General features: G+C 60.6%; 15 protein-coding genes and 2 tRNA genes. 6 read left to right on the top strand and 11 right to left on the bottom strand.

The window, feature by feature from the left end; all coding sequences use genetic code 11:
- Positions 1–133: 133 nt before the first annotated feature.
- Positions 134–319, bottom strand: a complete 186-nt coding sequence (locus tag I6E81_RS03080; RefSeq protein ID WP_197105935.1) for a DUF2510 domain-containing protein — start codon at positions 317–319, stop codon at positions 134–136.
- Between the two features lie 187 nt (positions 320–506).
- Between I6E81_RS03080 and I6E81_RS03075 the strand changes: the two genes are divergently transcribed.
- Positions 507–680, top strand: a complete 174-nt coding sequence (locus I6E81_RS03075) for a hypothetical protein (protein ID WP_197105934.1) — start codon at positions 507–509, stop codon at positions 678–680.
- A 66-nt stretch (positions 681–746) separates the two neighbouring features.
- Positions 747–1,598: an alpha/beta hydrolase fold domain-containing protein gene (locus tag I6E81_RS03070; RefSeq protein WP_231603846.1), complete on the top strand. Its 852-nt coding sequence runs from the start codon at positions 747–749 to the stop codon at positions 1,596–1,598.
- A 109-nt stretch (positions 1,599–1,707) separates the two neighbouring features.
- Here the strand turns inward: I6E81_RS03070 and I6E81_RS03065 are convergent.
- A tRNA-Gly gene (locus I6E81_RS03065) sits at positions 1,708–1,781 on the bottom strand.
- Positions 1,782–2,038: 257 nt separating this feature from the next.
- Here I6E81_RS03065 and I6E81_RS03060 point away from each other — a divergent pair.
- Together I6E81_RS03060 and tig are read left to right on the top strand one after the other, a co-directional pair.
- Positions 2,039–2,112: transfer RNA gene (locus I6E81_RS03060), tRNA-Pro, on the top strand.
- Between the two features lie 35 nt (positions 2,113–2,147).
- Complete coding sequence (gene tig, locus I6E81_RS03055) at positions 2,148–3,488, top strand: trigger factor (RefSeq protein ID WP_197105932.1); 1,341 nt, start codon at positions 2,148–2,150, stop codon at positions 3,486–3,488.
- Positions 3,489–3,564: 76 nt separating this feature from the next.
- Here the strand turns inward: tig and I6E81_RS03050 are convergent, their stop codons facing one another.
- Together I6E81_RS03050 and I6E81_RS03045 are read right to left on the bottom strand one after the other, a co-directional pair.
- Positions 3,565–4,521 (bottom strand): nucleoside hydrolase, encoded by a 957-nt coding sequence (locus tag I6E81_RS03050; RefSeq protein WP_231603845.1) that lies wholly within the window; start codon positions 4,519–4,521, stop codon positions 3,565–3,567.
- Positions 4,522–4,589: 68 nt separating this feature from the next.
- A complete protein-coding gene (locus I6E81_RS03045) occupies positions 4,590–5,078 on the bottom strand; it encodes a tetratricopeptide repeat protein (RefSeq protein WP_197105931.1) in 489 nt (162 codons plus the stop codon).
- A gap of 119 nt (positions 5,079–5,197) precedes the next feature.
- Here I6E81_RS03045 and I6E81_RS03040 point away from each other — a divergent pair, with 119 nt between their 5' ends.
- Positions 5,198–5,803: an ATP-dependent Clp protease proteolytic subunit gene (locus tag I6E81_RS03040; protein ID WP_197105930.1), complete on the top strand. Its 606-nt coding sequence runs from the start codon at positions 5,198–5,200 to the stop codon at positions 5,801–5,803.
- A 2-nt stretch (positions 5,804–5,805) separates the two neighbouring features.
- Complete coding sequence (locus I6E81_RS03035; RefSeq protein ID WP_100388715.1) at positions 5,806–6,480, top strand: ATP-dependent Clp protease proteolytic subunit; 675 nt, start codon at positions 5,806–5,808, stop codon at positions 6,478–6,480.
- A gap of 67 nt (positions 6,481–6,547) precedes the next feature.
- On the opposite strand, the gene I6E81_RS03030 is transcribed toward I6E81_RS03035, so the two are convergent.
- The 7 genes from I6E81_RS03030 to I6E81_RS03000 form a co-directional block, all read right to left on the bottom strand.
- Positions 6,548–7,201 carry an urease accessory protein UreD gene (locus I6E81_RS03030; RefSeq protein WP_197105929.1) on the bottom strand — a complete coding sequence of 218 codons (654 nt, stop codon included), beginning with the start codon at positions 7,199–7,201 and terminating at the stop codon, positions 6,548–6,550.
- A gap of 78 nt (positions 7,202–7,279) precedes the next feature.
- A complete protein-coding gene (gene ureG, locus I6E81_RS03025) occupies positions 7,280–8,035 on the bottom strand; it encodes an urease accessory protein UreG (RefSeq protein WP_197105928.1) in 756 nt (251 codons plus the stop codon).
- Positions 8,028–8,702 (bottom strand): urease accessory protein UreF, encoded by a 675-nt coding sequence (locus tag I6E81_RS03020; protein WP_197105927.1) that lies wholly within the window; start codon positions 8,700–8,702, stop codon positions 8,028–8,030. Before I6E81_RS03020 ends, ureG begins: the two co-directional genes overlap by 8 nt.
- Entirely contained in the window at positions 8,702–10,405 is a 1,704-nt protein-coding gene (locus tag I6E81_RS03015; protein ID WP_197105926.1) for an urease subunit alpha, read from the bottom strand. The genes I6E81_RS03020 and I6E81_RS03015 overlap by 1 nt, the downstream gene beginning before the upstream one ends.
- Entirely contained in the window at positions 10,392–10,742 is a 351-nt protein-coding gene (gene ureB / locus I6E81_RS03010) for an urease subunit beta (RefSeq protein WP_197105925.1), read from the bottom strand. Before ureB ends, I6E81_RS03015 begins: the two co-directional genes overlap by 14 nt.
- Before the next feature lie 14 nt (positions 10,743–10,756).
- Positions 10,757–11,059 (bottom strand): urease subunit gamma, encoded by a 303-nt coding sequence (locus tag I6E81_RS03005; RefSeq protein WP_197105924.1) that lies wholly within the window; start codon positions 11,057–11,059, stop codon positions 10,757–10,759.
- Entirely contained in the window at positions 11,059–12,111 is a 1,053-nt protein-coding gene (locus tag I6E81_RS03000) for a HoxN/HupN/NixA family nickel/cobalt transporter (protein WP_197105923.1), read from the bottom strand. Before I6E81_RS03000 ends, I6E81_RS03005 begins: the two co-directional genes overlap by 1 nt.
- Positions 12,112–12,114: the final 3 nt, after the last annotated feature.

Raw genomic sequence — 12,114 nt, 5'->3', positions numbered from 1 at the left:
AGTATCTGTGAGGTCTAGTGGTCCACGGGGAAAAAGAACGTGACCGACGTGCTCTATGAACGAACGCGGTGCATCAACCATGTACTCGGGACTTCCTTTCGGGAGGAAGCCCCAGAGTATCGCTGACTAAAGCTTAAGAAGCGATAAGCCGCGAAAGTGTGGACTGATTGTGGTTGTAACCGTTCGCAGCCTGGATTTCAGGACGAGGCTTTTCGAGACGGTTAGTCCACGCCTTGCCGTCCCACCAGCGCAGCATGTGGCTGCCTGCGGGGTCCGGGTACCAGCCGAAGGGAGGAAGTTGGGTTGCAGTGTTAGACATCGGGGGAGTCCAAAGGTGCCCTGCCACGAGGGGCGATACGGGTGTGGCGTTCGATCCAGCCGCGGAGGATCAGTTCGGGGGTAACGGCTATCCCCAGTATAGGGGACACGCTAGAGCCCTGACAAGAGGTCACTTTCCGCGGCGAGGGTGACTTCGGAGTTCGAGTCTGCATGGGTAAGATGGAGCCGTGAATATCTTCGGTTTCGTAATCTCCTTCGTGCTCTTTGTGGGCGGCATCTACATGATGGGCGAAGCTTTCTACGTGGAGGGCCTTGAGTCGGTCGTGTTCATCGGCGGCTTGCTTGTTTCCACGGCGGGCGTCTTCATTCCCATTCACGTCATGAAGCGCGTCGACAGCTAGCGCACAATGGCGAGCCTTCTTAGCCGGCTCGCTCCACTTGCGTTGACCCTGCGAGGGTCAAAACGCATGTTTAGCGATCCAGAGCGCACTCTCGCGCGGATCGCTGAGCTTCGAAAGCATCCAGTTTCGTTTGATCCACCGGCATCAATCGCCCGGCACGTGAATGTTTCGTCTCACGATGTTGGCGGCTGGCCCGTGTTTACGATTGCGCCGAAGACGCCATCGAACGCTGGTCATGTTGTCTACCTTCATGGTGGGTCGTACGTGTTCCAGATCAATCCGCTGCACTGGAAGTTCATCGCCCGCCTAGTTCGAGCAACGGGAACCACCTTTATGGTCCCGATCATGCCGCTGGCACCGGAGGGGCGCGCTGCGGTCGTAGTCGACCGCGCAGCAACGATCGTTCAGTCGATTGTCCAAGACGTCGGTGCCGAGAACGTCAGCATCATGGGGGATTCCTCGGGCGGCGGGATGACGATGGCGGTGTCAATGGAGCTGCGCGATCGCAAGCTTCCGCCGCTTCACGCGATAGTGCTCATCGCGCCCTGGCTCGACATCAGCGGCACGGATCCGATGCTCGCAGAGATTGCACCGCACGACCCGTGGCTTGCTGTTCCCGGCACCCATGCGGCCGGCGCCCTCTATCGCGCCGAGCTCGACGAAAGCGATTGGCGGGTCAGCCCCATCCATGGCGATCTCAGCGGACTGGGGCCGATCACCCTTTTCACGGGCACACGCGATCTTGTGCACGCGGATGCGCTGCGCCTTCGTGAGCGCGCACAGCACGAAGGCATCGCGCTCGACTTCCACGTTGGCGAGGGCATGATCCACGATTACCCACTCTTACCGATTCCTGAAGCAGCGCACGCCCGCAGGATCGTTGAACGAGCAATCGTGTGCGGTGGCTCGACGGTGTGACGAGCTAAGACCAACACGCTACGCATCCAGCCATGGATGGCGCAGCCGAATGCTGTGCGTCAGTTAACGAACGAAGGCCACCTCAACCGAGGTGGCCTTCGTTCTGTAGTGGAGGGGATACGGAGAATCGAACTCCGGTCATCAGTTTGGAAGACTGAGGCTTTACCATTAAGCTACATCCCCACTTGGCACCCGATCATGCTGTGCACCGAGGAATACTGTACCCGAAACCTAGCAAAGTACGAAGTCGAGATCGCTGCCCGCGTAATCCGCCCCATATTTGCTGGGTTCTGGCCCCGTAAATGCTGCAAGCGCGGCCCGAAAAACATTGATCTTGGTATCTCGTCAACATTCGGTGCGCGCTCAGGCTAGACTTGCCGAGGTCAAATTTGTACCGGCATTTCTACGTGATGCCATGACCGTAAGACAGCACGGCGCCCCGGGGCGTAGCTCAGCTTGGTAGAGCGCTCGGTTTGGGACCGAGAGGTCGCAGGTTCGAATCCTGTCGCCCCGACGAAATACACCATCGAATTACAGGAGATCCACGACGTGAAGACAACCGTTGAGAAACTGAGCCCGACCCGCGTCAAGCTCAACATCTCGGTCACCCCCGAAGAACTCAAGCCGAGCATCGATCACGCGTATGGCCACATCGCCTCGCAGATCAACATCCCCGGCTTCCGCAAGGGAAAGGTTCCGCCGCAGCTGGTAGACCAGCGTGTCGGCCGCGAAGAGATCCTGAACCACGCGGTCAGCGACGGACTTGACGGTTTCTACCGCCAGGCAGTTACCGAAGAAGAGATTCGCGTTCTCGGTCGCCCCGAGGCAGACATTGTCACGTGGCCCGAGGTCAAAGACTTCAGCGGAGACCTCGTTCTCGCTATTGAGGTAGACGTTCGCCCCGAGTTCGACATGCCCGCCTACGACGAGCTCACCCTCACGGTTGAAGAAGTCAAGGTTTCGGCAGACGACGTCAAGGACGAGCTCGACACCTTGCGTGCCCGCTTCGGCACGCTCGTCACCGTCGAACGCCCCGCCACGAAGGGCGACTTCGCTCAGCTCGACCTCGTCGCCAAGATTGGCGAGACCGAGGTTGACTCCGCAACCAGCATTTCCTACGAGCTCGGCTCGGGTGAACTGATCGAAGGCATCGACGAGGCACTTGACTCGCTCAGCGCCGGCGAATCGACCACCTTCGAGTCCGTACTGCTCGGTGGCGACCACGAGGGTGAAACCGCTGTAATCAGCGTGTCGCTTCTCACCGTCAAGGAGCGCGAGCTTCCCGAAGCAGACGACGACTTCGCTCAGATGGCTAGCGAGTTCGACACCATCAAGGAACTCAAGGCAGACCTCAAGGAGCAGATCAAGCGCTCCAAGTCGTTCGGCCAGGGTGCAGAAGCTCGTGACCAGATCGTTGACGAGCTGCTCAAGAGCGTTGAGATCCCCGTTCCCGAGAAGCTCGTTGAAGACGAAGTTCACCGTCACCTCGAGAACGAGAACCGCCTCGAAGACGACGAGCACCGCGCCGAGGTCGTTATCGCTAGCGAGAAGACCTTCCGTTCGCAGATTCTGCTCGACTCCATCGTTGAGTCCGAAGAGATCAAGGTCAGCCAAGAAGAGCTCACCTCGTACCTCGTGCAGGGCGCACAGCAGTACGGCATGGAGCCCGGCGAGTTCATCCAGATCCTGGACAAGAACGGCCAGATCCCGGCCATGGTTGCTGAGGTCGCTCGCAGCAAGGCTCTCGCAGTCGTGCTCAGCAAGGCCAAGGTCGTTGACACCAAGGGCAAGTCGGTAGACGTTTCGGCATTCACCGCCGTAGCAAACGCCGAGCCCGTTGAGGAAGCTCCCGAGGTTGCTGCAGTAGAAGCAGCAGACGACGAGTCCTAAAACACTTCGCTTAACCCTCACGGCCAACTAGTTATCTAGTTGGCCGTGAGGTCGTTAACGGGCCGTTTCGCTTGAACTACCGTGTGATGGTGTCGAGGAACAGCTTCGCGTAACGTGCGCTATCGATCCCGAGCGCCACATCAATTCGGCGGAAAAGGGGATCTCCTGCTCCGGCCTGGTCGTGGCCGGCCGTGCGATGATCCACGACCGTTTGTCCGCGAGTGAGAGGATCAGCCAGGCTCACTCGCACCGGCAGATGTGTGGTGCTGAGTCCATCCGGATCGATCGCAGCGCACACCGCGCCCGCATCGCCAATATCGCCGTGTCCATCACCGGCGACGCGCACCTCACTGCCTTTTACCGTGACCAAATGCTGCAGCAGGCGCCCGGCGAGCTGCGTGCCGGGTTCGGGACTGGCGGCGAGCCGAACGATGTCCTCAGGCGGGATCGTCACGGCATAGAAAACATCCAAGCCATACATGGTGATGGGGGCGCCAGAGGTCAACACGATTTCGGCGGCCTCGGGATCGTGCCACGTATTGAACTCGGCAACCGCAGTGGCATTGCCGACAGAGGCTGAACCTCCCATGAAGACGATCCGCTCCACGTTGTCTAACACTTCTGGGTACAGGCGCACGAGAAGCGCAATGTTGGTCATCGGCGCAAGCGGCACGAGCGTTACCGGCGTCGGGCTCGCCAGAATTTCTCGACGCAGCAGTTCAACCGCGTGCAGTGGCACGACAGTGCGCGGCGACTCGGGTAAACCGAGGTCGCCAAGACCGTCAGCGCCGTGCACGTGAGCCGCTGAATGAGCCTCAGAGAGCAGCGGACGGTGAGCGCCTGCCGCAACCGGAATATCTCCCGCGCCCGCAGCATCCAAGACCGTCAGAGTGTTGCGCACCACCTGTTCGAGGCTCGCATTGCCGGCGACGCACGTGACAGCCCGCAGATTGACTCCCGGATGCCGCACCGCCAACAGGAGCGCGAGCGCGTCATCAATGCCGGTATCAACGTCGAGAATCATTTGCTGCATTCGGCAATGCTAATGGTCGCAGGGAGCCTGCCAACGCTGAGGCGATCGCGGGGGAACACCGCGAGGCGCTACTCGGCCACCAGCTCCGCTGCGTAGCCGCGCACCGAACGCTGATAGATCGGCAAATAGTTCGCCAATGCCATCAGTGCGACCGAAGCCGCCAGGGTGGGATCGCCGCGAGTGGTGAGGGCAAGGGCGAGAAATGCGGCGGTTGGCCCCGTCCACTCATCGTCGGGATGCTCGTGCAACTGCTGCTCGAGCAAAGCAATCGACTCATCGACGCGATTGAGATTGCGCAGCGTACTCGCCAACTGGATGACCGCGCGTGGCCGCAGGGCGGCATCCAACCCATTGTTAAGAGCACTGCGGTACAGCGGCTCTGCCTCAGTCTCACGACCGGCATAGTCGCGGGCGCCCGCTGCCTCGAACAACGCCTCAGCGTCGTCAGGGGCACGTTCAGCAACGAGCTCATCAATTGCCGCGACAACATCTCCCTCGGCCATAGTGGCGGCGTGGGCCCAAATATCTGCGATTCGATCGCGCCAAGTCTGCTGCATTTGGCGAGCCTACAAGCAGCCTCCGGCGACGCGGTACTTTGCCTAGGGCGAACACGCCAGAATAGCGGCGCGTACTCGGATAGATTCGTATCACGCGATAACTGAAATGGAGCGCAACAATGGCCCAACCGGCATTGGTCTCGAGCATCTTCGACCAACTCCTCAAGGACCGCATCATCTGGCTCGGCTCAGAGGTGCGCGATGCAAACGCGAACGAGATCTGCGCAAAGATCTTGCTGCTCGCCGCAGAGGATCCCAAGCGCGACATCTACCTTTACATCAACTCACCCGGTGGATCCATCACCGCGGGAATGGCGATCTACGACACGATGAAGTTCGTGCCGAACGACATCGTCACCGTCGGCATTGGCCTTGCCGCCTCGATGGGGCAGTTCCTGCTCTCCTCGGGCACCAAGGGCAAGCGCTACATCACCCCCAACGCGCGCGTGCTCCTGCACCAGCCGTCGGGTGGATTCGGTGGAACCGCTGCAGACATCCAGACTCAGGCTGGCGTCATCCTCGATATGAAGAAGCGCATGGCCGAGCTCACCGCCGAGCAAACAGGCAAGAGCGTCGAGCAGGTTCTCATCGACAACGACCGTGACAACTGGTTCACGGCCAAAGAAGCCCTCGAATATGGCTTCGTCGATCACCTCCGCGAATTCGCCTCTGACGTAGTTGGCGGCGGCGGAACTGAAGACAACGCAACCGGCAAGAAGGACTAATTATGGAGAACTTTAACCTCGGAGCACAGGCTCCCGCCGGCATTGGTCGTCCGGATGCTGACGCTCGCTACATCTTGCCGACGTTCGAAGAGCGCACGGCCTACGGCTACAAGCGTCAAGACCCATACGCGAAGCTGTTCGAAGACCGCATCATCTTCTTGGGTGTGCAGATCGACGACGCTTCCGCGGACGACGTTATGGCTCAGCTTCTCGTTCTCGAGAGCCAGGACCCTGACCGCGACATCGTCATGTACATCAACTCACCCGGTGGCTCGTTCACCGCGATGACGGCGATCTACGACACGATGCAGTACATTCGTCCGCAGATTCAGACCGTTGTTCTCGGCCAGGCTGCGTCAGCGGCTGCCGTGATCACTGCCGGTGGAACCAAGGGAAAGCGTTTGGCTCTGCCCAACGCTCGCATCCTCATCCACCAGCCCAGTGGTGGTTCTGAAGGCTCAAGCCAGGCTTCGGACATCGAGATTCAGGCTCGCGAGATTCTGCGCATGCGCGGATGGCTCGAAGAGACCCTGTCGTTCCACTCGAACCGCACCCCTGAGCAGATCAACAAGGACATCGAGCGCGACAAGATCCTGAGCGCAGCTGAGGCAATGGAGTACGGTCTCATCGACCAGGTACTCACGAGCCGCAAGACGCTTCCGGCGATCACGAGCTAGTTCTACGTTCTTAACGTTACTGAGGCCGTTACCCATTGCGGGTGGCGGCCTCAGTGCGTTAACTGCGTTACGCCAAGGCCCATTCTCGCCACACGGTATCGAGCGGCGAGAGGTGGGTTTCTCTCCCAAGCCACCGCGCAAGACCACCCGGCTCCTCGAAATCGAGCACGACTGCAGCAAGATCGATGGACGATGCGGGTGCCCGCGCGCCAGCAAGCAACACAGTATCCATGACACGTTCGTCACCAAGATGACCCCAGACGGGTGCGTTCCCGTCGAAATCTTGTTGCTCAATCAACACGGGTACAGCGTTTGCCGAGACGGAGGTTCGGGTCACCACCCGACCGCCTTTTTCCCCTTCGCGCCCTAACACAAGGGTCTCTCGAATGAGCGCTACAGCGCCTTCATCCAACTCGACGTCAAGGACCCGCTCGACGCAGGCGCCGTCGGCGATGATGAACGGGAGGGTTGCCCAAGACAATTGGGCTCCAGCCTGCAGCCGGACCTGAATCGTCATGGTCGCAGACTGCCCCTCACCGTCGTACGCCACCATTCCGCCAATGTCTTCGAGGGTGAGGCGGCAACCCGCGCCGACCGTGATTTCGATCGCAACGGTGTCGCCGCCGAGCAGGAGCGCGCCCCCGGCGACCAGAGCGACATCCGCTGACTGATCCGTGCAGGAGATGAGTCGCGGTATGAGTATTCCTGCCCTCAACTCCACGCGCGCGTTCCCTGACGCGTTCGCGTTTACCGAGACTCGCGTGACTCGCGAAGCCGCATCAGACTGCACGCGAAGGCCTTAAGCTCTCACTGGATGGTCATGGCCGTGGTCTGAACTGGGACTGTGGGTGTGAACCACAGCTTGGCCGCCCTCATCGAGGTGACTATGCGGCGCCATCGGACCGGGGTCTTGGGGGCTGTGGGTTCCGGAGCGATAGGCGGCGAGCATCTCAAGCACCCACAGCCGTAATAGGGCAATCGAGTTGTCATCCGTTCGCGACAGGGCGATAACGGGCCGACCTTCGCGCGCGTGAGTTGCGTCAGAGACCATCGTCGCGACATCAACGCCGACGTAAGGCGCAAGATCTGTCTTGTTCACGACGAGCAGATCGGCGCGGGAAATGCCCGGGCCACCCTTGCGCGCTACGTCGCCGCCGCCGGCGACATCAAGCACGAAAATTTGCGCGTCTACGAGGGCGGGAGAGAACGTCGCCGTCAAGTTGTCGCCGCCGGACTCGATGATGACAATGTCGAGGGGAGCGAAGTCGGCTTCAAGATCTTCGGCAGCCAGCAGGTTCGCCGTCACGTCATCGCGGATCGCTGTGTGCGGGCACGCTCCTGTCTCCACAGCACGGATTCTTTCGGGATCCAGTACTCCAGCAGACCGCAGGAATCGCGCATCCTCATCCGTGTAGATGTCGTTGGTGATGACACCCAGTCTCAGTTCCTCACCAAGGGAACGACACAGAAGTGCGATGAGCGACGACTTTCCGGTTCCCACTGGACCGGCTATTCCCAGACGTAGTGCGCGGGAGGGCGCGTTTTTTTCAGGCACGGAACAACCTCTTCTTCATAACGGAGTGAGCCTCAGCCCACCCCTCGGCTTGCGGAGCGCCCAAGGCGGGGATCGCCTCAGGCGTAGTGATAAGTGAGAGCTGATGGACAAACGGTTCGGCTACTTCGCAGGCATTGAGCACCCAGGTAACCACTGTGGCGGGGTCGATCGGGTCGAGCTTGAGGACAGCGGATGCTGCATTCTGAACCTCTTCGTAGACGACAAGACGAACCAGGTCGGCTGGCTTCATCAGGGCGGTTGCCGCGATCGCTCCGAGCACGACGGCCCGGGGTGGCTGTCGCAGCTGAGCGCAGAACGCAATTGATGCGCTGCTCGGCCACACGGTGCGGCCAATCCTTGTGTAGCCGCGACCGAGGAGTCGGGAAGCGTCGCGCAATGCCGGGCTAGGGGTTCTCGCCGCCCAGGCCGCGATTAGAGCGTCTATCCCCGACGGCGCGGCTTCGCTGATGAAATGATGCCGTGCCACTACCGCCGTTCCGGCTTCGACGAGTGTTGTCGAGCGTGTTTTGCCGGCAAGGAACGAGGGGATGTCGTCTCGCTTGAGCCCACCAAGCAAAGCAGGTTCCATTCCCGCCGAGTGAGTGTGTCCGCCGGTGGGCAGGCGCGCATCAGCGAGGAGCATCGCGAGCGTCCCCGAGTCGACCATTAGAACATCGTGTAGAGCTGAGCGAGGGGCAGGGTATCGACGGGAGCGGGCACGACAAGTTCGTCATCGATCGAGATCGCGAAGGTATCCGGACGAATATCGATCTTCGGGAGCGTGTCATTGTTCTTCAGGTCATGCTTGGTCACTTCCCGAGTGGACTGCACGGCGACAACGGTGCGCCCAAGTCCCATCCGTTCCTCAAAGCCGTCATCAATTGCGGCCTGCGCGACGAACGAGAGTGAAAGTCGGTCGCCAATGGCATCCGCAAATGACGGTCGCATGAGCACCGGCTGCGGGGTAGGGATTGAGGCGTTGGGATCGCCGAGAGCGCCCCACGCCAAGCCGCCTCCCTTGATGACAACTTCGGGCCTAATGCCGAAGTATCGCGGATCCCACAGCACCAAGTCAGCCAACTTGCCTGGCTCGATGCTCCCTACTTCTTTATCGATTCCGTGACCGATGGCGGGGTTGATTGTGTATTTAGCGATGTAGCGCCGTGCGCGCTCGTTGTCGGCGGGGTGCGCGGCGCCGAGCGACCCGCGCCGTGCTTTCATGACGTGTGCAACCTGCCACGTACGGGAAATGACTTCGCCAATTCGGCCCATCGCCTGAGAGTCTGACGACGTGATCGACAGTGCTCCGATGTCGTGGAGGATGTCCTCCGCCGCGATCGTTGTTGCGCGAATTCTGGACTCAGCGAAGGCGAGGTCTTCGGGCACCGATGCATTGAGGTGATGGCACACCATCAGCATGTCGAGGTGTTCCGCAACAGTATTTATGGTGTGGGGGAGCGTCGGGTTCGTTGATCCCGGGATGACATTGGGCAGAGACGCGATCGACAAAATATCGGGCGCGTGACCGCCGCCAGCACCTTCAACATGAAATGCGTGGATGCCGCGTCCGCCGATCGCATCGATCGTGGACTGCACATAGCCGGCTTCGTTGAGCGAATCGGAGTGCAGCGCGACCTGTAGACCGAAGGTGTCGGCGGCCTCAAGAGCCGCATTGATCGCTGCAGGTGTCGCGCCCCAATCCTCATGAATCTTGAAACCACCAGCACCGGCTAACGCCTGTTCCTTGAGGGCTTCGGGCGAGACGGTGTTTCCCTTGCCGAGCAAGAGCAGGTTAACCGGCAAGCGATCCATGGCGCGGTGCATGGTTTCCAGATGCCACGCGCCGGGGGTGACAGTGGTGGCTTTTGATCCCTCGGAAGGCCCGGTGCCGCCACCTACCACGGTAGTGATTCCTGTGGCGAGCGCTTCATGAATTTGGGAGGGGGAGATGAGGTGAACGTGAGAATCAATACCGCCGGCGGTGAGGATGCGACCCTCTCCCGAGATCACGTCAGTCGATGGGCCGATCACGAGTAGGGGATGGACGCCGTCGGCGATGTCAGGGTTTCCTGCACGGCCTAACGCAACGATTCGTCCATCTCTGATGCCGACATCCGCCCGCTGAATGCCCCACCAGTCAAGCACGATGGCATTCGTAATGAGGGTGTCTAGCGCGCCTTCGGCGCGAGTGCGCACGCCTTGAGCCATAGACTCTCGAATCGATTTGCCGCCACCGAATACGGCTTCTTCTCCACCAACGGTGAGATCGCGCTCGATTTCGATCCAGAGGTCGGTGTCGCCGAGGCGTATCTGGTCGCCCGCAGTAGGACCATAGATTGCTGCGTAGCGTTGTCGGTCAATGGATACCATCGAGTTGCTCCTTGCCTGCATGCGAAAGTTGGAGGCCGGGAATGCGCCTCGCTCCCTGAATTGCGACCGCGTCGAGTTCTCGAGAGGCGCCTGGTTCGAATCGTTGCGATGTTCCCGACGGGATATCGAGCCGGAAACCGTGGGCCGCTTCGCGGTCGAAGGTGAGGGCGGCGTTCGCGTCCGGCAGGTGAAGATGAGACCCGATCTGGATAGGCCGATCTCCAGAGTTGAGGAAGACAACGCGAATACGCTCAGCCTCCGTGCGGTCGGCATTCAGTTCGATGATTCCCGGTCGAATTCTGAAGGCGCCCGGCCCTTCGGAGCGTGCACTAGCCATGATCTATCTCCCTTTTACTGGATGGGGTGATGCAAGGTGACGAGCTTGCGACCGTCGGGAAAGGTTGCTTCGACTTGAACGTCGCGGATCATGTCGGCGACACCGGGCATCACTTGGGCGCGCGTGAGCACCTCCCGGCCTTCGTCCATGAGGTCGGCGACGAGTGCGCCGTCACGGGCGCGTTCGATCACCCAGCTGCTGAGCAAGGCGATGCTCTCGGGGTAGTTGAGGATGACCCCGCGGTCGAGTCGCTCCCGAGCGACCATCGCCGCAACGCTGAGCAATAGTTTTTCGGTATCGGCAGGTGTGAGATGCATCAGACGCCTTCTTTCATCATCGGCTGAGGAGCAACGAATGCAGAGGTGCGATCGCTGTGTGATCGTCCGATTGCCAGCACAACAAGCCAGCCAACAAGGATGAGCCCCGCTAGTACGAAGCCAAGAGATGATACTTCGGCACCCGAGATCCAATTCAGTACACCCGCAGTTCCTCCGGATGCAGTAACTGCCGAAGCGAGCTGTACGACACCGACAACAACCGCGACGGTGACAGCGACGACAGTCATTCCGATGCTGAAGGCTCGTTGGACGCGTGAGGAGCGCGAGCCTGGTCGGTAAACGCGGCTCGCCATGAGGCCTTGAAGGGTATCCATCGCGGTCATTCCTGCTGCGAACAGAATGGGAAGCGCGAGCACAGCCCACAGCGAAGCAGACGAGAGAGCGGCTGCGCCCAACAGGACGAGAAGCCAGATCTCTGTGGCGGTATCGAGGCCGAGTCCGAACAACAGACCGACTACGTACATTCGACTTGGTCGATCCACAGCCTTATCGAAACGTCCGAGTAGCCAAGTGACGGGGCCACGAACTCCGTGACTATGGGAACGGGTGAGCGCAATAATGTTGGCAGCGGCGATGACGAGCAGGAAGACTCCTGAGATCGTGGGGCCGTAGACAGTCGTGGTGAACTGAACCGCTGAGCCGTCAGCTGCCATGGCGGTTTCCAGTGCCTGCCCGAATGCCATAAGAAGCACGCACAGGACCGTGACGATCGTCGAATGCCCCAGCGCGAACCAAAAACCGACGGTGCCGCGCGCTTCGCGGGGCGACGTCGCGAGTCGTCGGGTCGTGTTGTCGATGGCGGCGATGTGATCGGCATCAAAAGCGTGACGAACTCCCAACGCGTAGGCGGTGAGCCCGATTCCGAGAGCGACGGCCAACCCGCTCGCTGCGCCCGAGGAGTCCGCTGCTGACGGCGCGCTCGCGAGAACGAGCGCGCCGAACCCGACGACGTGGAGCGCAACGATGGCACCGAGAACGCCCCAGGGGCGGTTCATGCGTGTGGTCGTGGCAGACCGTGACGGCAGGCTCACGAC

Source organism: Salinibacterium sp. NG22 (genome assembly GCF_015864925.1).
Lineage (GTDB): Bacteria > Actinomycetota > Actinomycetes > Actinomycetales > Microbacteriaceae > Rhodoglobus.
Note: the sequence above shows the minus strand (reverse complement) of the source record. Positions and strands in the feature narration are given on the sequence as shown.

Coding starts and splice junctions, on each gene's coding strand:
- I6E81_RS03040 (WP_197105930.1), top strand. CDS start 5,198: ATGGCCCAACCGGCATTGGTCTCGAGCATCTTCGACCAACTCCTCAAG.
- I6E81_RS03080 (WP_197105935.1), bottom strand. CDS start 319: ATGTCTAACACTGCAACCCAACTTCCTCCCTTCGGCTGGTACCCGGAC.
- I6E81_RS03050 (WP_231603845.1), bottom strand. CDS start 4,521: ATGCAGCAAATGATTCTCGACGTTGATACCGGCATTGATGACGCGCTC.
- I6E81_RS03005 (WP_197105924.1), bottom strand. CDS start 11,059: ATGCATCTCACACCTGCCGATACCGAAAAACTATTGCTCAGCGTTGCG.
- I6E81_RS03020 (WP_197105927.1), bottom strand. CDS start 8,702: ATGGTCGACTCGGGGACGCTCGCGATGCTCCTCGCTGATGCGCGCCTG.
- I6E81_RS03015 (WP_197105926.1), bottom strand. CDS start 10,405: ATGGTATCCATTGACCGACAACGCTACGCAGCAATCTATGGTCCTACT.
- I6E81_RS03045 (WP_197105931.1), bottom strand. CDS start 5,078: ATGCAGCAGACTTGGCGCGATCGAATCGCAGATATTTGGGCCCACGCC.
- I6E81_RS03035 (WP_100388715.1), top strand. CDS start 5,806: ATGGAGAACTTTAACCTCGGAGCACAGGCTCCCGCCGGCATTGGTCGT.
- ureB (WP_197105925.1), bottom strand. CDS start 10,742: ATGGCTAGTGCACGCTCCGAAGGGCCGGGCGCCTTCAGAATTCGACCG.
- I6E81_RS03070 (WP_231603846.1), top strand. CDS start 747: ATGTTTAGCGATCCAGAGCGCACTCTCGCGCGGATCGCTGAGCTTCGA.